Annotated in this window: 19 protein-coding genes; 11 read left to right on the top strand and 8 right to left on the bottom strand. The window is 56.3% G+C overall.

The window, feature by feature from the left end; genetic code table 11:
- Positions 1–143: 143 nt before the first annotated feature.
- A complete protein-coding gene (locus tag GN234_RS08460) occupies positions 144–938 on the top strand; it encodes a DNA adenine methylase (protein WP_176688274.1) in 795 nt (264 codons plus the stop codon).
- 83 nt (positions 939–1021) lie between these two features.
- Positions 1022–1213: a hypothetical protein gene (locus GN234_RS08455; RefSeq protein WP_176688273.1), complete on the top strand. Its 192-nt coding sequence runs from the start codon at positions 1022–1024 to the stop codon at positions 1211–1213.
- On the opposite strand, the gene GN234_RS08450 is transcribed toward GN234_RS08455, so the two are convergent.
- The gene (locus tag GN234_RS08450; protein WP_176688272.1) at positions 1210–1911 is read right to left on the bottom strand and encodes an SOS response-associated peptidase family protein; all 702 of its coding nucleotides are present in this window, start codon (positions 1909–1911) and stop codon (positions 1210–1212) included. The two genes, GN234_RS08455 and GN234_RS08450, sit on opposite strands and share 4 nt — an antisense overlap.
- 98 nt (positions 1912–2009) lie before the next feature.
- On the opposite strand from GN234_RS08450, the gene GN234_RS08445 reads away from it, so the two are divergent.
- Both GN234_RS08445 and umuC read left to right on the top strand, forming a co-directional pair.
- On the top strand, positions 2010–2435 hold the full coding sequence (locus GN234_RS08445; RefSeq protein WP_043041970.1) for a LexA family protein: 426 nt from the start codon (positions 2010–2012) through the stop codon (positions 2433–2435).
- Positions 2428–3702: a translesion error-prone DNA polymerase V subunit UmuC gene (gene umuC, locus GN234_RS08440; RefSeq protein WP_176688271.1), complete on the top strand. Its 1275-nt coding sequence runs from the start codon at positions 2428–2430 to the stop codon at positions 3700–3702. Before GN234_RS08445 ends, umuC begins: the two co-directional genes overlap by 8 nt.
- 112 nt (positions 3703–3814) lie before the next feature.
- On the opposite strand, the gene GN234_RS08435 is transcribed toward umuC, so the two are convergent.
- From GN234_RS08435 to GN234_RS08415, 5 genes are all read right to left on the bottom strand, one after another.
- Positions 3815–5128, bottom strand: coding sequence for a KAP family P-loop NTPase fold protein (locus GN234_RS08435; RefSeq protein WP_176688270.1), 1314 nt, complete (start codon positions 5126–5128; stop codon positions 3815–3817).
- A 104-nt stretch (positions 5129–5232) separates the two neighbouring features.
- On the bottom strand, positions 5233–6333 hold the full coding sequence (locus GN234_RS08430) for a DUF3800 domain-containing protein (protein ID WP_176688269.1): 1101 nt from the start codon (positions 6331–6333) through the stop codon (positions 5233–5235).
- A 929-nt stretch (positions 6334–7262) separates the two neighbouring features.
- Complete coding sequence (locus GN234_RS08425) at positions 7263–7934, bottom strand: metallophosphoesterase (protein WP_233459537.1); 672 nt, start codon at positions 7932–7934, stop codon at positions 7263–7265.
- A gap of 138 nt (positions 7935–8072) precedes the next feature.
- A complete protein-coding gene (locus tag GN234_RS08420) occupies positions 8073–8672 on the bottom strand; it encodes a putative adenosine monophosphate-protein transferase Fic (RefSeq protein WP_176688267.1) in 600 nt (199 codons plus the stop codon).
- Entirely contained in the window at positions 8672–8842 is a 171-nt protein-coding gene (locus GN234_RS08415) for a YhfG family protein (protein WP_109751605.1), read from the bottom strand. Before GN234_RS08415 ends, GN234_RS08420 begins: the two co-directional genes overlap by 1 nt.
- A gap of 166 nt (positions 8843–9008) precedes the next feature.
- Between GN234_RS08415 and GN234_RS08410 the strand changes: the two genes are divergently transcribed.
- The 4 genes from GN234_RS08410 (at position 9009) to GN234_RS08395 (ending at position 13278) form a co-directional block, all read left to right on the top strand.
- Entirely contained in the window at positions 9009–10226 is a 1218-nt protein-coding gene (locus GN234_RS08410) for a putative DNA modification/repair radical SAM protein (RefSeq protein WP_116831880.1), read from the top strand.
- Positions 10226–11071, top strand: a complete 846-nt coding sequence (locus tag GN234_RS08405) for a TIGR03915 family putative DNA repair protein (protein ID WP_176688266.1) — start codon at positions 10226–10228, stop codon at positions 11069–11071. The genes GN234_RS08410 and GN234_RS08405 overlap by 1 nt, the downstream gene beginning before the upstream one ends.
- Before the next feature lie 1081 nt (positions 11072–12152).
- Positions 12153–12440: a metal-sensing transcriptional repressor gene (locus GN234_RS08400; RefSeq protein WP_109751608.1), complete on the top strand. Its 288-nt coding sequence runs from the start codon at positions 12153–12155 to the stop codon at positions 12438–12440.
- A gap of 7 nt (positions 12441–12447) precedes the next feature.
- Positions 12448–13278 (top strand): nickel/cobalt efflux protein RcnA, encoded by an 831-nt coding sequence (locus GN234_RS08395; RefSeq protein WP_109751609.1) that lies wholly within the window; start codon positions 12448–12450, stop codon positions 13276–13278.
- A gap of 10 nt (positions 13279–13288) precedes the next feature.
- On the opposite strand, the gene GN234_RS08390 is transcribed toward GN234_RS08395, so the two are convergent.
- Complete coding sequence (locus tag GN234_RS08390) at positions 13289–14236, bottom strand: LysR substrate-binding domain-containing protein (RefSeq protein ID WP_109751610.1); 948 nt, start codon at positions 14234–14236, stop codon at positions 13289–13291.
- 227 nt (positions 14237–14463) lie between these two features.
- On the opposite strand from GN234_RS08390, the gene GN234_RS08385 reads away from it, so the two are divergent.
- Complete coding sequence (locus GN234_RS08385) at positions 14464–15759, top strand: dicarboxylate/amino acid:cation symporter (RefSeq protein ID WP_176688265.1); 1296 nt, start codon at positions 14464–14466, stop codon at positions 15757–15759.
- Positions 15760–15769: 10 nt separating this feature from the next.
- On the top strand, positions 15770–17269 hold the full coding sequence (gene cuyB / locus GN234_RS08380; RefSeq protein ID WP_176688264.1) for a cysteate racemase: 1500 nt from the start codon (positions 15770–15772) through the stop codon (positions 17267–17269).
- A gap of 66 nt (positions 17270–17335) precedes the next feature.
- Here cuyB and GN234_RS08375 read toward each other — a convergent pair whose 3' ends face one another.
- Positions 17336–18244, bottom strand: a complete 909-nt coding sequence (locus GN234_RS08375) for an AraC family transcriptional regulator (RefSeq protein ID WP_176688263.1) — start codon at positions 18242–18244, stop codon at positions 17336–17338.
- A 186-nt stretch (positions 18245–18430) separates the two neighbouring features.
- Between GN234_RS08375 and GN234_RS08370 the strand changes: the two genes are divergently transcribed.
- The gene (locus GN234_RS08370; protein ID WP_176688262.1) at positions 18431–19480 is read left to right on the top strand and encodes an NAD(P)-dependent alcohol dehydrogenase; all 1050 of its coding nucleotides are present in this window, start codon (positions 18431–18433) and stop codon (positions 19478–19480) included.
- Positions 19481–19503: the final 23 nt, after the last annotated feature.

The raw sequence follows: 19503 nt of genomic DNA, 5'->3' as shown, positions 1-19503 counted from the left end.
GCGACCGTGGCGGATGCGCCAACATCCACCCCGGTCGCCGTCCCTGCAGAACATCCCTGCAAGTCCAGCCAAGGCTCCTGCTCCGTGCACAAAGCGCGGCGAGCCTAGCACCTGTTTATCCATACAGTAAAGGTCTTGCTCTAATGACTTCACCCATCATTCCTTGGATGGGCGGCAAGCGCCGCCTAGCCGACCGCCTCATTCCGCTTTTTCCGCCTCACGAATGCTATGTCGAAGTCTTTGCCGGCGGTGCCGCGCTTTACTTCATGCGACCCCAGGCCGCTCCCGTTGAAGTCCTGAACGACATCAACGGCGACTTGGTGACGCTCTATCGTGTCGTGCAGAACCACCTGGAAGAATTCGTGCGCCAGTTCAAGTGGGCGCTCAGCTCCCGCCAGGTGTTTGAGTGGCAGAAAATGACCCGTCCCGAAACCCTTACCGACATCCAGCGCGCCGCCCGGTTCTTCTACCTGCAGCACCATGCCTTCGCCGGCAAGGTCACCGGGCAGACGTTCGGCACCGCGACCACTGGCCCGGCCATCAACCTGCTGCGGATCGAGGAGAACCTCTCGGCCGCGTGGCAGCGACTGTCCGGCACTTACGTCGAAAACCTCCCCTGGCTTGATTGTGCTGAGCGCTACGACCGCGCTCATACCTTCCACTACATGGACCCGCCGTACTGGCAGACCGCTGGATATGGCGTGGATTTCCCGTTCGAGAATTACGAACGGATGGCGGACTTTATGCGTCGCTGCAAGGGCAAGGTCATGGTCAGCATCAACGACCATCCGGACATTCGGCGTGCGTTCGAAGGCTTTCACTTCGAGATGCTGGACATTCGGTACAGCAACACGAACCAGCGTCAGGGCAAGGCCGAGGTCAGTGGTGAACTGGTGATCATGAACTGGGAGCCGGCAGCGTTGGGAGGGCTGTTTTAATGGTTGTCGCGCTCGATCAGATCCGCTTGCTATGTGATTACGCTGGAGCGTTACTGTGGTCACACAAACGAAGGACCAAGACCATGGAAACCGAAACCGCTGACAAATACTTGAATATCTTTCCCTCCGCTCTGCTTGCAGCGGTAGCACGCGGAGCGGTAGATCTGAATCACTGGGCCGGCGTGGTGCTGGCTGGGCGGGGGTTGGACCAGGATGCACGCTGGGTGGGATTCCCAGAGGCGGCCCGCCTGCAGGACCAACGTAGTCAGGCTTAATTTTCTTCCGAACTCCAGGGGAGCAACAACTGTGCTCCCTGGTTTTTGACGTTCCCCACCTCTTTGCCCACGGCATACCATTCGAAATCCGTTTCCGGCCGGGAACGGTTTCTAGCTATTTCCTCTGCCTGCGCTGGACTGAGATCTGGATCCAGCCATTGCCTGGCTTCTTCAGGTGATAACACCAGCGGGCGGCGATCATGGATATCCACCATACCCTGATCGCAGGATGCGGTAATGATTACGAAGCCATCGCCGTCTTGCTCGTCCAGACCTGGGCGGGCCTGTGCGAGCGCCCCGAAGAACATTGGCTTCTGATCCTTCAGCCGGATGAAATAGGGTTGTTTTTTCTTCGGATCATTTGGATCTTTAACCCACTCATACCAGCCTTCGCTGGGCACCAGTGCGCGCCCGGCGGGCCAAAGCTGCTTGAAAAACTTTCCCGTCGTAACAGTCTCGATCCTGGCATTAATCGGATCCGGACGTTTCCCCTTCGCCCAAAAGGGCGCCCATCCCCACCTCACTGGCGTGATGTGAATGCCTGCCTCTGTGCTGTGCAGGATCTGCACACGGGTCGTCGGAGTCACGTTGTACCGGCTGATTGGCTCCGCGTCGTACCCGCCGAACAATGGCAGCTGAGGTCCAAGCTCCTCCATAAACACCGCCATCCCCTCGTATTGCACGAATCTTCCACACATGGGCTGTCCCGCCTGTCAGATTTTTCCTATACAAATTGACCGAGAAACTTGTACAAAGTTAACTGTACGTTCGTACAGTGTTTTGGAAGTCGTGCGTCATGAGCTTTTCAATTCTAGGCCCTATTGCTGAGGGTGGCTTGAAGCTGCCCTTGTGTTCGTTTCGAGTCCCCGCCGGGTTTCCGTCCCCGGCGGCGGACCACATCGAAGCGCACATCTCATTGGATGAGGTTCTGAACATTCGCGCCCCGCATGTCTACCTGGTTTCCATCGCCGGGGAGAGCATGCAAGGCGCTGGGATCTTTGAAGGGGATCTAGCCGTTGTGGATCGTGCGATGGAACCTGCACATGGCCACATCGTCGTGGCGCTGCTGAACAACGAACCCGTATGCAAACGCCTTTGCATTCGTGGGAAGGAGGTGATTCTCCTGTCGGAGAACCCAAAGTACCCACCGAGGTACGTGCTCGAGGGCGACGAGCTGGTCATCTGGGGCGTCATCACCTGCAGCGTGCGCAGCCATGTCTAAAGCCCAGCCCGTTTTCGCCCTGATCGACTGCAACAGCTTCTACGCCAGTTGCGAAAGAGTGTTCCGCCCGGACCTAGGCCGCGTGCCCATTGTGGTGCTGAGCAACAACGACGGCTGTGTGATCGCTCGCAGCTACGACGCCAAACCCTACGTGAAAATGGGTGAGCCGTATTTCCAGATTAAGCACAAGCTGAAGAAACACGGCATCGTCCCGTTCTCGTCGAATTACGCGCTCTACGGTGACATGAGCGAACGCGTGATGACCCTCATTGAATCAATGGTCCCTGCCGTCGAGGTCTACAGCATCGACGAAGCCTTCGCGGATCTGACCGGTATCGACGGTCGGGATGCCCTCGGCCGCAAGATCCGCAGCCATGTGCTGCGCTGCACCGGCATTCCCGTCGGGGTAGGGATTGCTCACACCAAGACCCTGGCGAAGCTGGCGAATCACACCGCCAAGCGGCTCCAGGTGCAAACGGGCGGCGTGGTCGACATCTGCGACCCGTTCAAGCGCGACTGGGTGCTGCGTAATACCGACGTGTCCGAAGTCTGGGGAGTCGGTCGCAAGATGAAACTTCACCTGGACGCCATGGGCATCAAGACAGCTATGGACCTGGCGCAGGCCGACCCGTGGACGCTACGCAATAAATTCAGCGTGGTGATCGAGAAGACCGCCCGCGAGTTGGGTGGCACGCCGTGCCTGGAGCTGGACGAGCCGGACCCGCCGAAGCAAGAGATTTGCTGTAGCCGGATGTTCGGTAAGCGGCTCACGGAGCTCGCACCAATCAAGGAAGCGGTGGCCACCTACATGATGCGTGCCTCGGAAAAGCTCAGGGCGCAGAAGTCGCTGTGCAAGAAGATTCGCGTCAGCATCCGCACGGGCATGTTCAATCCGGAGGAGGCGAAGTATGCCAATGGCGTGCTGATTGACATGCCGTACCCTACCGACGATGTGCGGTTGCTGACTAAGGCTGCGGTGGACGCGCTCGACCGGGTCTTCCGGCCTGGCTTCAAATACAGCAAGGCTGAGGTGCTATTGATGAGCCTCTGTCAGCAAGGGGAATACACCGACGATCTATTCGCTACCTCTCAGTCAGCCGACGCCACGAAGCTGATGGCAGTGCTGGACCAGATCAACGGGCGATGGGGAAGGGGAACACTCCGATCAGCCAGCGTGCCTGAAGATCCAGATTGGGGTATGCGGCGAGAATTGATGAGCCATAGCTACACTACGAGGCTAGATCAGCTGTGGAGGGTTTATTCTTAATATATGGATTTCATTCCTACAACTTAAGAAGCCCAACCTACAGGGGGCTTAGGCTTCTTAATGAATCGATGTTGTTAATTTGGGTGTTTCTATAATGTTCCGGAGCGGAGCACTAACCAACAGAAAAGCTGTTGAGTTTTTGTGCTAGTATGCCGATAACTTTATTTCGCTGTTGGAAGTATCGAGCTTTTCGCCTGAATTCATCGTTATGATCAAGTGACGCAAACTCCGCCTCAGGCATCAAGCAAATGTGTAGCCACTCAATGATGTGATCTAGGGTGTACTTTTCGCTCTTTGGGTTTGGCTTGTGTTTAAGTGCTTCGTAAAAGTCATCTATTCTTAAGTCTTCGTCGCTGAGACGAGAAAATAGTGCCGGGCGCATGACTTTGAAAACGCATATCGCTGAGATGAGCGCTGAATTGAGTTGCGCATCTTCTCGTTCAGTTAGTAGCATTATAGCTAAATTCGAGTAAATTCTTTCGAGCTCTCGTAGAGAGCAATTTAACTGGGTGCCAAGAGCAGTGAAGCAATCTGCCCAGTCACTATCTTTAAGTTTGTATAAGTTTGATAGATGTTTGCAATATTTTTCAACGTCGTTGTTGCGTCCGGTTCTTTTAGGTAGCGTTGCCTCGATGTTGATAAATTTTTGTAAGTAAGCGTGCGAGTCTATGTTTAATCCATAAGTGGATCTAATTGATTCTTGTAGTTGTGTTTTGTTGATTACTAACAAGAAATTTATGTTGGGTACTGAGAATAGGTGTTTTATTTTTTCTAACATTTCTACAGCAAAAGAAGGGCGGCATCGATCCAGTTCATCAATTATGATGGTGAGCGGGAATTCTGACGGGGCTTTCAGTTTTGATGGGATGGTTGAAAGAAAGCTTCTAAAGTTTTCTATAGATAGACGCTCGGCTTTATGGTTGATAAGCCGCTCCTTTATATACTTTTCAGCGCTGTTGCTTATGTCTTTAGTAATGTCCTCTCCAATATTTCCTAGGTCTTCAAAGTCAGTTTCTTTTATCAGGCCAGCAGAAACGGCGCGAATGCCAATTTTTGCACCTAGGGATAAAACATTTGCTCCAACGTTTTTAGCTTTGTCGATGAATGCTTTTGAGTGCTTGGGAGTCGCATTCGCTGAAACAAAGTCGGTTATTGCTCCGGCAACTACCATGAACGCATCATCAACATAGTCAGAAGCAAATGCATCTATATAAATGCTTGGGATTTTCTCGTCGGATAATATTTTTTGCCACATTTTGACAAAGGTTGATTTTCCTTCCCCCCAGTTTCCGTCAAGACTTATTACCAAAGGGTCCGCCGAGTTTTTTACGATATTTCTGAGCGCAATACCAAAATTTTTTCGACCGAACAAGTCCGAGCCGAATCCATCTTCCGAAATTTGATGAGGTTCTACCAGTAACTTCATGATTATATCAACGCTCTGTGCGGTTTCTATGGGTACCCCATACCCCAGCACAATGGGTGTATGAAAGTATGTATGCTGAAGGTCGACGTGGGACAGTCTCGCGCTCAAGAGAAACGTACACAGTCACCAAAGATATCGAGCTCGGTGTTCAAAGTGCTAACTCCGAACGATGCTAGAAACTTCTTGGCGAAGATATCTTTAGGTCCCTCTTTTCCTTCTTCTTTGTTTAACACTCGCGAAATGGAGCTTACAAATAAGTCCGCTATTTGCATGAGGGGCGATATCGAAGAGTCTTCGGATTCAACAATGTCAATATAAACGTTGTCATTAAAAATATTTTTTGCAGCATTTTTTAACTGAAGCTCAATCTCCATTATTGAGAGCTTATCTTTAGATTCTTCCTCTGAGTCCTTTCGGAATTGTAAATTTCTAGGAAGTACGGCTCGACCTGACTTGTTTTCCTCATGAATTCCCTGAATTATCATGTGATAAAAAAGCTTGTCGAGAGTGTCGTCAATGTTTTTAAGGCCCCGGCGCTCGACGGCTAAGCCTTTGAAGGAAACGGCTTCAGAGTTTTTTACAATGGATCCAAGTAATTCGAGGTAGGTTTCAAGGTTTCCATTATTTATATCCTTGAAGTGCATTTCACCTTTAAAGTTTAATTCGTCCTTCCTTTGGTTGATGGCACGGGTAATTTTCATGGTGTCATAGCTTCGTAGAACCCATAAACTCCCAACTAAAAGATATTTGCTGGTTTTGCCACTTTCATCTGCATAAATACAATACACAGGATGAGCAGGCCTAGCATCCAGGATTCTTTGTTTTTCTTCCTCCTCAAGTTTTCCTCGGGTGCGCCTAACTTCGGGGGAGGCAATGAATAATCCGTGCGTATTCTGAATAAAGGCTCGAGCACGGGCAATGGAAGGAAGGCGTTCGAGGTTGGGGTAATTATCAATTGAAATGTCACCGCCGCTGTACAAATCTTGTTGGAAGGTTTTCCAATAAAGCAGCTGGCATTTAACGTCGGAGTCTCGTGCTTGTGGGTAGTGATTCAGAATCCACGCGACTCTATCGATTAATCTGCTGGGGCTATTGCCCGCGATTGCAGAAAGGATGCGGATTTTCTCGGCTTCGTTCCGTGCTTTGACAGCTAGGACAGCGTCTTCTTGCCCTTCATCTCCCTCGAACTCGACTTGTAGGTTCATCGACAAGGCTCCCTCTCCATGGCTTACTGCCATCAATACGGTGTGAAAGAGGTTACGTCAAGTACTTCAAAAATGGAGACGTGAGTGAGGCTGTTGACTAGCCGAGATGGTCTAGGGCTGTGGCTTTGGCACTCGGGACATTGGCAAGCCACAAACTTCACACAAAATAGGTGCCATTTGGACCGCTTCTGAGGCCCTTGGTCGATACGCGTTCCCAGGATTTGGAATACGGCTGGTCGTTCTCGGTTGTTTTCTCTTCGCCCTGGTGGCCGTTTGGGCAAGCAAAGTAGTCGTATGTGCGCATTGCCATGACATGGTTCTCCGTATTTTTGTTCGGACATTATCCTGCGTACTGCTCCCATTTTTGATCGCCACTGCCATGGATGCCATGGTCAACTGGTTTCGACAGCATCGACCGAAAGGCTACCGAGTGAGGGAGAAGGGGGCTCCAGCTACGAAAAAGCCCCGGGTCGTTGCAGCCGACATGGGGCTCTAGGGTGCATGCATTCTAGTACCAATTTCCGTATCAATGGTTGCGTCGTGATGAGAGAAATCAGGTAGCGCTGAGCACAAAAAAACCGACTTTATTACCTCTAAACACCAAGCAGAACCCACCCCACATAGCGGTGTGATTCTCGCCCTACGGCGCAACGGTTAAGGAAGCCAAATCGGTTTGCTGAATATTTGCTACAAGAGAGACTTAAAAAGCGCTTGTAAACAAGCAAAGCGGGAGGCGCAGCGGTTAATCCGTCCAATCCATCATCGGCGCGACGGAGAAACGTCGAGAGATGGGCTGAGGTGGAGTTTTTTGTAGAGGCATGGGAGATCAGGGATGCAAATTGCGGAGGGGGCACAGTTTATCAGGTATGGGATGGAGTGAACGCGACTGATCTCGCGTCGGGAGGCAAAATAACAAACTGGTCCTTACGTCACTGGCTCATGCTTAAACTAATAATGGTTTCGGTTTGAATTTCTACCAAGCTTAACGCACCATCAGAAAATGAGCAGCCGGTGTCGATATAGACAACATTGCCCAAGCGTATAACACCGGGTACTGAAGAGTGCCCTACATAGAGTCGGTCTATTCCTTTAATGGAAGTGTGATCTTGTTGCTCGATTTTCTCTCTTGAATACAGTGCAGTTTTCAAGGCTTGCCGCTGATGTTGCTCTCCAAAACTTCCAGTGATAGCGTCTTTGGCTTCCTGCCAGCCATCGTCACTCCTGATGACAGGGGCTTCGGCATGGACTATTCCAATTGTTTGATCGCTTGATAAATTGATTTCAATGATCAATGGGAGTGCTTGCAAGGCTTTCAAAAGTTCGTGTTGGATGGGTGGTTGTAAGTCGTAGAGCCAGGCTCCACCGTTTCGGATATGTCGAGGTATGTCCCCATGGCCGGAGAGACAGTCAATAAGCATCTGCTCATGATTACCGCGCACGGCGTGGAACCACGGCTTCTCAAGCCAACTCAATACGTCTATGGAGTCAGGGCCTCGGTCGATGAGGTCTCCCACGGAAAAAATACGATCCAGTTCGGTGTTAAAGTCTAGTTTGTATAAGGCCGTTGTTAGAAGTTTGAAATGCCCATGAATGTCGCCCACCACAAAGTCTCGACCTTCCTTGTTAGATGGGAATGATTTCGTCCTGTACATTTTCAGCGGCTTTAGCAGACGTTAATTGACGGCGACTGTATCACTTGGCGAAATAAACCGTAAGGCGCTGAGCGTGCCGTCATGGGGTCAAGGTTGAATCATCTGCCCGATGCACTTCTCAAAAACCTGTTCCATAGGTTCCATGACGCAGTTGTAAGCCGCAATGTTGGCAAAAATCCACTCGTCTTTCTCAATCCCCCACCAGCTGATTTCAAACCCGGCATTCATGATGAGGTGTTCAAACAGGATGCGTTGCGCACGGCCATTGCCTTCGCGGAAGGGGTATACGACGTTGATGTCGGAATAGGCCTCTGCCACAGCAGCTATCAGCTCAGCCCGTTCCATGCCCTCGAACCAGTTTGCCGCGGCCATGGCCGTGAAGATCTTGCTGGCTTCTTTCTCCATGTATTCGGGTTGGCAAAAACGGGTGGCTTGTTTGGACATGCCGACGGTGCGCAGCTCTCCGGCCCATTCGAACAGGTCAGAAAAGAGAATTCGATGAATGTTTTGAAGGTAAGCCAGGCTGTAGGGGGGAGGGCTGAATTCGACGTTGTCCGCTGCGATGGCCGAGAGTTGTTGTTCGGCTTCGCTTAGGGTCGCTTCGTCATGGATGTCGAGTTTGTTGTGAAGGACCGTGGAGCCGGGATAGCAATAAGCGTCCTCGCCGACCCCATATTTGTCAGGCATCAGGTTCGGGTCTGGGTGAAGGCCTTCAAGACCTCCTCACGGGTTGGCATTTTGCGTTCGCCGTCCGCGAAGGTCACTTTGAAGCCTTCCAGGCGAAGGCTGGCCGCGTAGTTGGATCTGCGCGTCCTGGCGGCATAGGCCTTTTTGGTTTCAAGGCTGACATTGCCCATGGGGCTGGACCTCAATCGCGTTGATTGGCCGATTATAGCCCATCCCGTTGGCATGGCCTACGTCGTGGCCTGGCGACTCATATAAGGCATTGAATTTGACCAATGGCGCTTGCATCGCGGCGCGTCTCAAAATACTGTGTTTATATCCAGTACTCGAGATCACTTCATGCAGCTTATCGCCAAGCTCGGCATTCTTGCCGACGCTGCCAAGTATGACGCCTCCTGCGCCAGCAGCGGTGCGCCCAAGCGTAGCTCCCGAGGCCGTGAGGGGCTGGGGGCCACCGATGGCATGGGCATTTGCCATAGCTATACGCCGGATGGGCGTTGCGTCTCGTTGCTGAAGGTGCTGCTGACCAACTTTTGCCTGTACGACTGCCAGTATTGCGTCAACCGTCGTTCCAGCAATGTGCCAAGGGCGCGTTTTACGCCGGAGGAGGTGGTGCGGCTGACTTTGGATTTCTATCGTCGCAACTGCATCAGTGGGCTGTTTTTGAGTTCCGGCATCATTCGCTCGGCCGATTACACCATGGAGCAGTTGATACGGGTGGCGCGGTTGTTGCGCGAGGAGCACCAGTTTCGTGGCTATATTCACCTCAAGACCATTCCCGATGCCGATCCGCTGTTGATCGAGGAGGCGGGGCGGTTGGCTGATCGCTTGAGTGTGAATATCGAGTTGTCCTCCGACATCAGCCTCAAGCGTCTGGCACCGGAAAAGCAGTTGTCGACCATCCGCCAGGCCATGGGCACCATCCACCAGGGGCAACAGGCGGTGGCCGGTGAGCCGCGGGCGCCTCGCTTCGCCCCGGCCGGGCAGAGCACGCAGGTGATTGTGGGGGCCGATGCAACTGATGATCACGCCATCCTGAGCAACGCCGAGTCGCTCTACCTGGGGTACGGTTTGCGACGGGTTTACTATTCAGCGTTCAGCCCGATTCCCGACAGCCCCGCCAGCGTGCCCCTGGCGGCACCGCCGTTGCTGCGCGAGCACCGGCTCTATCAGGCCGATTTTCTCATGCGTGGATACGGCTACAAGGCAGGCGAGCTGTTGAGCGAAACCCACAACCTGGACTTGGACATCGACCCCAAGCTGGCGTGGGCGTTGGCCAATCGTGAGGTATTCCCGCTGGACGTCAATCGCGCCGAACCCGCATTGCTGGCGCGTATTCCGGGTATCGGCCTGCGTAGCGTGCAACGTCTGGTTGCACTGCGCCGAGAGCGGCGGGTGCGTTATGACGACCTGGTGCAGTTGCGGTGCGTGCTGGAGAAGGCGCGACCGTTTATTGTCACCAGCGATTACCGGCCGGCCGACGATCAGGTGCGCAGTGGCCTGCTGCGGGCGCGGTTGCGTGATCCCCAACGTCCGGTGCAAATGGGGCTTTGGTGATGATTGCCCTGGATTGTGAGGATGATTTCTCCACCTGGCGCGATCAGGCTCGAACGCTGCTTGGCCACGGCATCGACCCGAGCGATGTCACCTGGGCCCAAGGTCCGATGGCCGACCTGTTGGCCATGCCGACGCCGCTGCCTCAAGGGCCGGGTCCGTTTCGTACACGGGTCCCCGCGGCCTTGCTGACCCTGCTCGAACAGGCTGGCCGTTACCAGGGCGAACAGCGTTGGAACCTGCTGTACGAAGTGCTTTGGCGGGTTGCCCATGGCGACCGCACGGCCATGCTTGCGGGCGACCGACTCGGCAGTGAGTTGCAGCGGCGGATCAAGCAGGTCCAACGCGAGGCTCATCACCTGCATGCCTTCGTGCGCTTCATTCCTCTGCCGCGAGCATTGGCCGAGCGATTGCAGCTGGACCTGGTCGCCTTTCACCAGCCGGCCCATGACATCCTCGAAAGCGCCAGTGGCCATTTTGCCGAGCGGTTGGGACAGCAACGCTGGCTGATCGCAACGCCGCGCGACGGCATCCGTTTTGATGGACAGTCGCTGGATTACCAGCGACGTTGTCCCGAGCAATGGCAGCACTGGGCACGTCACGCCGAAGATCCTGGCGCTGAGCTGTGGCGAACTTATTACAAGCACATCTTCAACCCGGCGCGGCTCAATCCCCTGGCGTTGCGTCAGCACATGCCGGGGCGATTCTGGCAGCACTTGCCGGAGGGAGAATTGATTCCTCGACTGGTGGGTTTGGCGCGGCGGGGCAAGCAGCGGGATGGGCAGGCGTTGGAGGTAGGGGCGCAAGTGGGTAAGCGGATAGTTGTTGGTGCTGTTGTTGAGGATTAAACAAGTTCTGAATCCATCGCCGGACATTCCCATCGGAAGTTTCCCTCACGCTGTGTCGTTCCCCGCTGACTATCCACCCAATCACCCGTGCGCTAAGTTCTCTCCGTCGCTGCAAATTCAGCGACAGGGTGTGGAAGCCCTTATCTTCTCAGGCGCGTAGCGCCGCAAAATTTAAAGCAGGCGCTTTTCTTATGTCTGCTGTTAAATTATGGCGGCTGTACGCGGGGCGTCCTAGGGCGCGCCGGTATCCTGAGTGCTGGTCTTCCACACCCGCGTGCAGCTGCCACCCATCATGTGGAAGTGATGTCGGCAGATCGTTCTATAACTCAGGAAGTTTGCCAATGAAGAAGATCACACCTAATCCTCCGAGTACCGCAGTCAATCAAAAGCGGCTCTCGTCCAGCCTCACCCAATCTATCAATTCCAACCTCCTGCTCAATCCTCGAGCTCCGAATCCGGATTCGGCCCCTCCATCAGCGGTCCTTCAATCCGCCACTGACTTTCCATCCCCGCAGGAGTAACCCCTCATGTCTCGCTACATGCCCATCACCGGTATCGAAAATAATTTCCACGCGCTCCTGATCGACACAGTACGGACGCGGTGGTACTCCATGATTTCGCCCAAGTGCTAGCGATCCCCCTGCGCGACGGGTGTGATTTGCTGGATGTGATCGGGCGGCGATTGCAGGCACAGGTTTTGGCGTCGTAAGGGAAGTGGGTGATCTCATAAGGTCTCCTGCCTGACTCACCATCCCTTGCAGGCAGCGATTTGTGGGAGCGGGCTTGCTCGCGAAAGCGGTGTGTCAGTTTGCAGGATGCTGGCCGTGCCGACGCCTTCGCGAGCAAGCCCGCTCCCACAGGGTTTGGTGGGTACACAAATGTTGCGTACACCCTCAATCCTCTGTGGGAGTGAGCCTGCTCGCGATAGCGGTGGGTCATTTGATGAAAATGTCGGATGTGCTGCGGTCATCGCGAGCAGGCTCGCTCCCACAGGTTAATCAGCGTTTCGATGGGTTTGCTTGTATCCCCTCTGGGGGGATAGGATGGCGGTGTTGATTCACCGAAATCCAGGGCTCAAGTCATGAGTGAGCACGACCACGAACATCCCCACCAAAGCCATGTGGCGATCATCAAGCGTCTCAAGCGCGCGGACGGCCATTTGCGCAGCATCATCGCCATGATTGAAGAAGGGCGTGAGTGCGTGGATATCGCCCAGCAGTTGCATGCGGTGGAGAAAGCGGTGTGCCAGGCCAAGCGCACGTTGATCCAGGATCATATCGATCACTGCCTGGAAGACACCGTTTCGGCGCTGGACAAGGGTGAGCGCGCGCCGCTGGAAGCCTTCAAACAAATCACCAAGTACCTCTAGGCCAGACATGCCCAATTTTGCTGAATTGCTGCAACAGGGTGGCGCTCACGCCTGGCTGTATTTCCCCAGCGCTATCTTGCTGGGCGCCTTGCATGGCCTTGAACCGGGCCATTCAAAAACCATGATGGCGGCGTTTATCGTGGCGATTCGGGGATCGGTCAAACAAGCGGTGTTGCTGGGTTTGGCGGCGACCCTTTCCCACACCGCCGTGGTGTGGCTCGTCGCCGTGGGTGGCATGTATCTGGGCCAGGGGTTGGACGCCGAAACCACCGAGCCTTATTTCCAACTGGCGTCTTCCGCGCTGATCATTGCCATCGCGCTGTGGATGCTGTGGCGTACCTGGCGTGGCGAGCAGATGTTCAGATTCGCGCAAGGTCATGACCACCACCATCATCACGATCATCACCACAAACACGACCACGAGCATCCCGAATCCAAAGGCCTGTCGCTGGAGGGCTATCAGGATGCCCACGAACAGGCGCATGCCGACGACATCCGCAAGCGCTTCACCAATCGGGAGGTCTCCACGGGCCAGATCATCCTGTTCGGCCTGACGGGCGGGCTGATTCCTTGTCCTGCGGCCATTACCGTCCTGCTGTTGTGCCTGCAGGTCAAAGAGGTCGCGCTGGGCGGCCTGCTTGTCCTGTGCTTCAGCATCGGCCTGGCGATTACCCTGGTGACCGTGGGGGCTGCGGCGGCCATGGGTGCAAGGCAGGCTTCCAATCGCTGGCCTTGGCTGAGCACTGTGGCGCGTCGGGCACCTTATTTGTCCAGCGTGTTGATCATCGGCGTCGGTCTCTACGTGGGTATCCACGGCTGGATCGGTTTGTACGCATAGCCTTCAAAGATCAGTTCGTACCTTCTGGCGCAGCGGGTACGCTGCCCGAGCGATGCAACGAAGCCCCCTCCAACGTCTTCCACAGCTTGCGCATCGTCGGATTCCGATTGGCAATCGCACAATACGAGCGAATCTCCAGCCGCGTGCTCCATTCCTCGCTGCCAGCCCGAACCAGCAACCCACGCTCCAACTCATCGGCCACCGCGCTTTGCGGCAGCCAGGCCACGCCGTAGCCCTCGATGGCCATGCGCATCAGCAGCATCGCCATGTCGGCTTCATAGCAACGCTCCAGCGCAGTCGGTGCCGGGCCGTTCTTGATGACGATATCGGCCACGCGGCCCAGGAATGTCGTGGCCGTGTAGGCCAGGTAAGGGACGGGTTTGCCGGAGCGGCCCGGCAAGGGGAACAGCGGTTCGCCTTTAGGGTTGGGTGCACATAGGGGGATGAACGCGTCGTGGCCGAGGGTCAGGCTGCCGAAGCGCTCGGCGTCCAGCAGGATCGGTGCCAGCGGATGGTGGTAGACCATCATCAAATCGCAACTGCCTTCCTCCAGCGCGATAACGGCGTCATGAATATTGGCGGCGACCACTCGAGCGTTGAACTGCTCGGTGTTTTGCTGGAACTGCGAGAGCCATTTCGGCAGAAAGGTCATCGAGAGACTGTGACCTGCGGTGATCTGGATGGAGCGTCCCGGCATCCGTTCTACGTCACGCAGCATCGAGCGCAATCTCAGTAAGCCGGCGAGGGCTTCTCTGCTTTCGTCGCAGAAGGTGATGCCTGCGGCAGTGAGCTGGACGGGATAAGTGCCCCGGTCCACCAACTTGACCCCCACCCATTCCTCGAGGCACTGGATTCGGCGCGACAAGGCCGATTGCGTCACGCAGCGGACTTCGGCGGCGCGGGAGAAGTTTTTCCATTCGGCGATCGCCAGTAGATCGTCCAGCCACTTGAGTTGCATATCAGGATCCCCGCTGTGAGAGCGCCATTTTATGTCGCAACTCCCCGGCCCAGCGCGGCTTTTCGTTAACTATTCCAAAAGCGCATGGAGCTAGCAGGATTACTCATCATCTCCCCGGATCCGCTCCTTAGAATCATTACCGTAGTACCCATGCCGCCAAGAGTATCGGTACATCCACTTGATCCCTGCCAAGTAAAAAACTCCAATAACTACTTGAGGACAGCACCGTGAAGAAGAATAAGCTCCCACGTCGAATTGCAATGGGTATCGCCCTGGGCGTGCTGGTGGGTTGGGCGTGTCACCATTTCGCAGGGAGCGAGCAAAGTGCCAAAGAGATCGCCGGTTACTTCTCGATGGTCACTGATATTTTCCTGCGCATGATCAAGATGATCATCGCGCCGCTGGTCTTTGCGACGCTGGTCGGTGGTATCGCCAGCATGGGTAACTCCCGTTCCGTAGGCAGGATTGGTGCTCGGGCGATGGCCTGGTTCGTTACCGCTTCGGTGGTATCGCTGCTGATCGGAATGGGCTTGGTCAACCTGTTTCAACCCGGTGCCGGGCTGAATATGGACGTGGCCCAGCACGCAACGGCGGCTGTGCCGGTCAATACCGGCGATTTCAGTCTCAAGGCGTTCATCGGCCACGTGTTTCCGCGCAGCATTGCCGAAGCGATGGCCAACAACGAGATCCTGCAGATCGTGGTGTTTTCATTGTTTTTCGGCTTTGCGCTGGCGGGCGTGAAACGGGCGGGTTACACGCGGATCACCGATTCCATCGAAGAACTGGCAAAGGTGATGTTCAAGATCACCGACTACGTCATGGCCTTCGCGCCGATTGGGGTTTTTGCCGCTATCGCCTCGGCCATTACCACCCAGGGGCTTGGCTTGCTGGTGGATTACGGCAAGCTGATTGCCGAGTTCTACCTGGGGATCCTGATCCTCTGGGCGCTGCTGTTCGGCGCCGGCTACCTGTTTCTCGGTCGCTCTGTTTTCCAGCTCGGCAAGCTTATTCGCGAACCGATTCTCCTGGCCTTTTCCACCGCCAGCAGCGAGTCCGCCTACCCGAAAACCATTGAGGCGCTGGAGAAGTTCGGTGCGCCAAAACGGGTGTCCAGCTTCGTGTTGCCCCTGGGTTACTCGTTCAACCTCGACGGCTCCATGATGTACCAGGCGTTCGCCATCCTGTTCATCGCCCAGGCCTACAACATTGATTTGAGTTTCACGCAGCAGATTCTGATTCTTCTGACGTTGATGATCACTAGCAAGGGCATGGCCGGTGTCGCGCGGGCCTCGGTGGTCGTGGTCGCGGCCACGTTGCCGATGTTCAATCTTCCCGAGGCGGGGCTGCTGTTGATCATCGGTATCGACCAGTTCCTCGACATGGCCCGCACGGCCACCAACGTGGTGGGGAACAGCATTGCGACGGCGGTTGTCGCCAAGTCCGAACCACACGAAGAAGCCGCCGAGGACGAGGGGGCACATTCCCCCGTTCGGTCGCGATCCGAGCCGGTGCCGGTGGCTTGAGGAGAGGGTCATGAAGGCTAAAGTGAAGTCGAGCCACAAGGCTTCTGTTGTGCGCAAATTGGGCATCGTCGGTGGGCTTGGCTCACTGGCCGGAGGCGATCTGTTCTACAAGTTGATCAAGTCCCGGGCGGTGCTCGAGGACCAGGGCCGCTATCACTTCCTGTTCGAGCAGCACCCGTTCAAGGATGTGCTGCTGCCACTGGACCAGGGGGCGAGCATGACGTCGCGCAAGTTTTATGTGTTCCAGGTGTGCAAGTCGTTCGAGGAAAGTGGCTTCGATGCGGTGATGCTCCCATGCTTCGCCAGCCATACCTTTCGCGCTGAAATCGAGGAGGAATTGGGCATTCCCGTGCTGGACATGATGGCCGCCTTGACCCGGTACGTCAGCCAAACGGTGCTGCCCCGGACGACGTTGGGGGTGATTGCCTCCGACTTCGTGCGCCACTGCGGATTGTTCGAACAACATTTTGGGCAGCACTTCCAGATTGTTTATCCCGACCCAGAAGCTCAAGCAGGATTGATGGAGGCGATGTACGGCGTCAACGGCATCAAGGACGGCCATCTCGAAGGCATGCCGCTTGAAGCGGTCTACCAGGCATGCCTCTCGTTGCAGGCCCAGGGGGCGACGTTGATCCTGCCCGGCATGACCGAGCTTTCCCTGGTCTGTGCCGACTTGCAGCGCCGCGGGATAACCGTGCTGGACATCAACGAGATCTACGCCGATTTCGCGACGCTGGATCAGCAGCAGCCCAGGCGCCCGCCGTTCAAATTGGGCATCGTCGGCGGTGTCGGTCCTGCCGCTACGGTAGATTTCATGGCCAAGGTAGTGGCCAATACACCAGCGGGAAAGGACCAGGATCACATCAAGATGGTGGTCGAGCAAAACCCGCAGATACCGGACCGGACGGCGAACCTGCTACGGGATGAAACCGATCCGACAATGGCGATGTACGCCACCTGCAAGCGCCTTGAAAGCGCCGGTGCCAATGCCATCGCGATTCCTTGCAACACCGCCCACGCCTTCGTCGAGCGTATCCAGGCGCACCTGAGGGTGCCCATCGTGAACATGTTGAGTGAGACGGTGGAGTGGATTGTGCACAAGTACGGTTCGGGCAAGGCGATTGGCCTGCTGGCGACTTCCGGTACGGTGCAGAGCCAGGTCTATCATCAGGCGGCGCGCCACGCCGGGCTCCAGCTCCTTACGCCAGGTGTCGATTACCAGGCGATGGTGATGGACGTTATCTACGGGCCGAGGGGTATCAAGGCTGGCTTCACGCAAGGGCTCTGCAGGGAGCAATTGTTGCTGGCGGCTGAGCACCTGTGCGAGTTGGGGGCGGGGGTATTGATCCTGGGGTGTACAGAGTTGCCGCTGGTACTGGCGCATTGCGAGGCGTTCGATATCAATGGGCACACGGTGGCGCTTGTTGACCCGACGATGATCCTGGCGTTGAAGTGTGTGGCGTTGGCGCAGAAGGCACAGCTCTGTGGGAGCAAGGCTTGCCCGCGATGAAGCCGACGCGGTCTCCCGAAGGCCAAGGTGCCTGCATCGCGAGCAAGCTTTGCTCCCACTGATGAATCAAACAGCCTTGGCTGGCTCGCGCAACGCGGCGATGTCCCGTTTGGGCGACAGGCCAAACAAACGGGCGTATTCGCGGCTGAACTGGGAAGGGCTTTCATAGCCCACTTTGTAGGCTGCACTCGCCACGTCCACATGCTCGTTGAGCATCAGGCGCTTGGCTTCGTTCAACCGCAGCCACTTCTGGTATTGCAGCGGGCTCATCGCCGTGAGCTGACGGAAGTGGTGGTGAAACGTCGGCGTGCTCATTTGCACCCGCGCCGCGAGGTCGTCTACGCGCACGGGCTCGGTGTAGTTCAATTTCAACCAGTCGATAGCCTTGGCGATCCGGTAACCCTGGCTATCGACCGAGGAAATCTGCCGCAGCCGGGCCGCCTGGTCGCTGAGCAACAGTCGGTAGTGAATCTCACGCTGGATCAACGGTGCCAGTATGGGAATCGCTTCGGGTTCATCCAGCAACGCCAGCAGGCGCGCGAACGGCGCCAGCAGGTCAGGCGTCGCGGTGCCGATCCCTGCGCCGATCCCCACCGCTCGATCACGGGGCGGCGACAGGCCGCCCTGGGCGATCAGATCGGCCACCATGCGCAGGTCGAGTCTCAGGACCAGACCCAGGCAAGGCTGTTCCGCGCTTGCCTGCAGCACTTCGGAATTGGCCGGGATGTCCAGGGAGGTCATGAGGAATCGTCCGGGGTCGTAGCCATAGGCCTCGCCACCGATCCATACCTGCTTCACGCCCTGGGCCACCAGCACGATGCTCGGTTCGATCATGCAAATGACCGGTGCGGCCGGCGCTTCCCGTCGAAAGAAGGCGAGGCCGGCGATGGGCGTTTCAACGTCGCCCGGGTGTGGGGTCCGAGCGCCAATGATGGCCGCCAGTGTCTCTTGTACGGATCTGCGTTGGGTGGCCATGTCGGGTCCGGGTGTCATCTCGGTTCAAGCGCTATAGGCAGAACATTAACCTGCCAAACGAAGCGCTGCCTACGCGCGAAGGAAGAACTCATAGGATCAGGCAAGCATCTCAGCGTAATGCACTACTGGTTGGCCAGGCTGGGCCCTGAAGATGGAACCTCACTCAATCCAGCATGGAGTCTTATGATGCGTGTACAAGCCTATGGCGCCCACGCGGGCGACAAGCCCCTTGAACCCCTGCAGATCACTCGTCGCACGCCGGGCGCGCACGACATCCAGATCGATATCGCGTTCTGTGGCATCTGCCATTCGGACCTGCACCAGGTGCGTGCCGAGTGGGCGGGTACCCAATTCCCTTGCGTGCCGGGCCACGAGATCGTCGGCCGGGTAGCAGCGGTCGGTGCCCACGTGTCCGGCTTCAAGACCGGCGACCTGGTCGGCGTCGGCTGCATCGTCGACAGTTGCAAGCACTGCGACGACTGCGACAGCGGCCTGGAAAACTACTGTGACGGGATGATCGGGACCTACAATTTTCCGACCCCGGATGAGCCCGGCTGGACGCTGGGGGGCTATTCGCAAAATATCGTGGTGCATGAGCGCTATGTGTTGCGCATTCGTCACCCCGAAGAGCAACTGGCCGCCGTTGCGCCACTGCTCTGCGCCGGCATCACCACCTATTCGCCGCTGCGCCATTGGAACGCAGGGCCGGGCAAGAAGATCGGTGTGGTCGGCATCGGTGGGCTAGGTCACATGGGCATCAAGATTGCTCATGCGATGGGCGCTTATGTCGTGGCGTTCACCACTTCCGAGTCCAAGCGCGAGGCGGCCAAACAGTTGGGGGCTGACGAAGTTGTCATGTCGCGCAATGTCGAAGAAATGGCCGCGCACACCAAGAGCTTCGATCTCATCCTGAACACCGTGGCGGCTCCTCACGATCTCGACGCGTTGCTGGTGTTGCTCAAGCGTGACGGCACGATGACCCTGGTGGGCGCCCCGGCCACTGCGCATCCTTCGCCGAATGTCTTCAACCTGATCATGAAGCGACGCACCCTCGCGGGGTCGATGATCGGCGGCATCCCCGAGACCCAGGAGATGCTCGATTTTTGCGCGCAACACGGCATCGTCGCCGACATTGAGTTGGTGCGCGCCGACCAGATCAACGAGTCCTACGAGCGCATGCTCAAGGGCGACGTCCAGTATCGCTTCGTGATCGATAACGCGACCTTGGCCGGCTGAAGACAGCCGCCGGACCGCTCGCC

Origin of the sequence: Pseudomonas bijieensis, assembly GCF_013347965.1 — a bacterium.
GTDB lineage: Bacteria > Pseudomonadota > Gammaproteobacteria > Pseudomonadales > Pseudomonadaceae > Aquipseudomonas > Aquipseudomonas bijieensis.
Note: the sequence above shows the minus strand (reverse complement) of the source record. Positions and strands in the feature narration are given on the sequence as shown.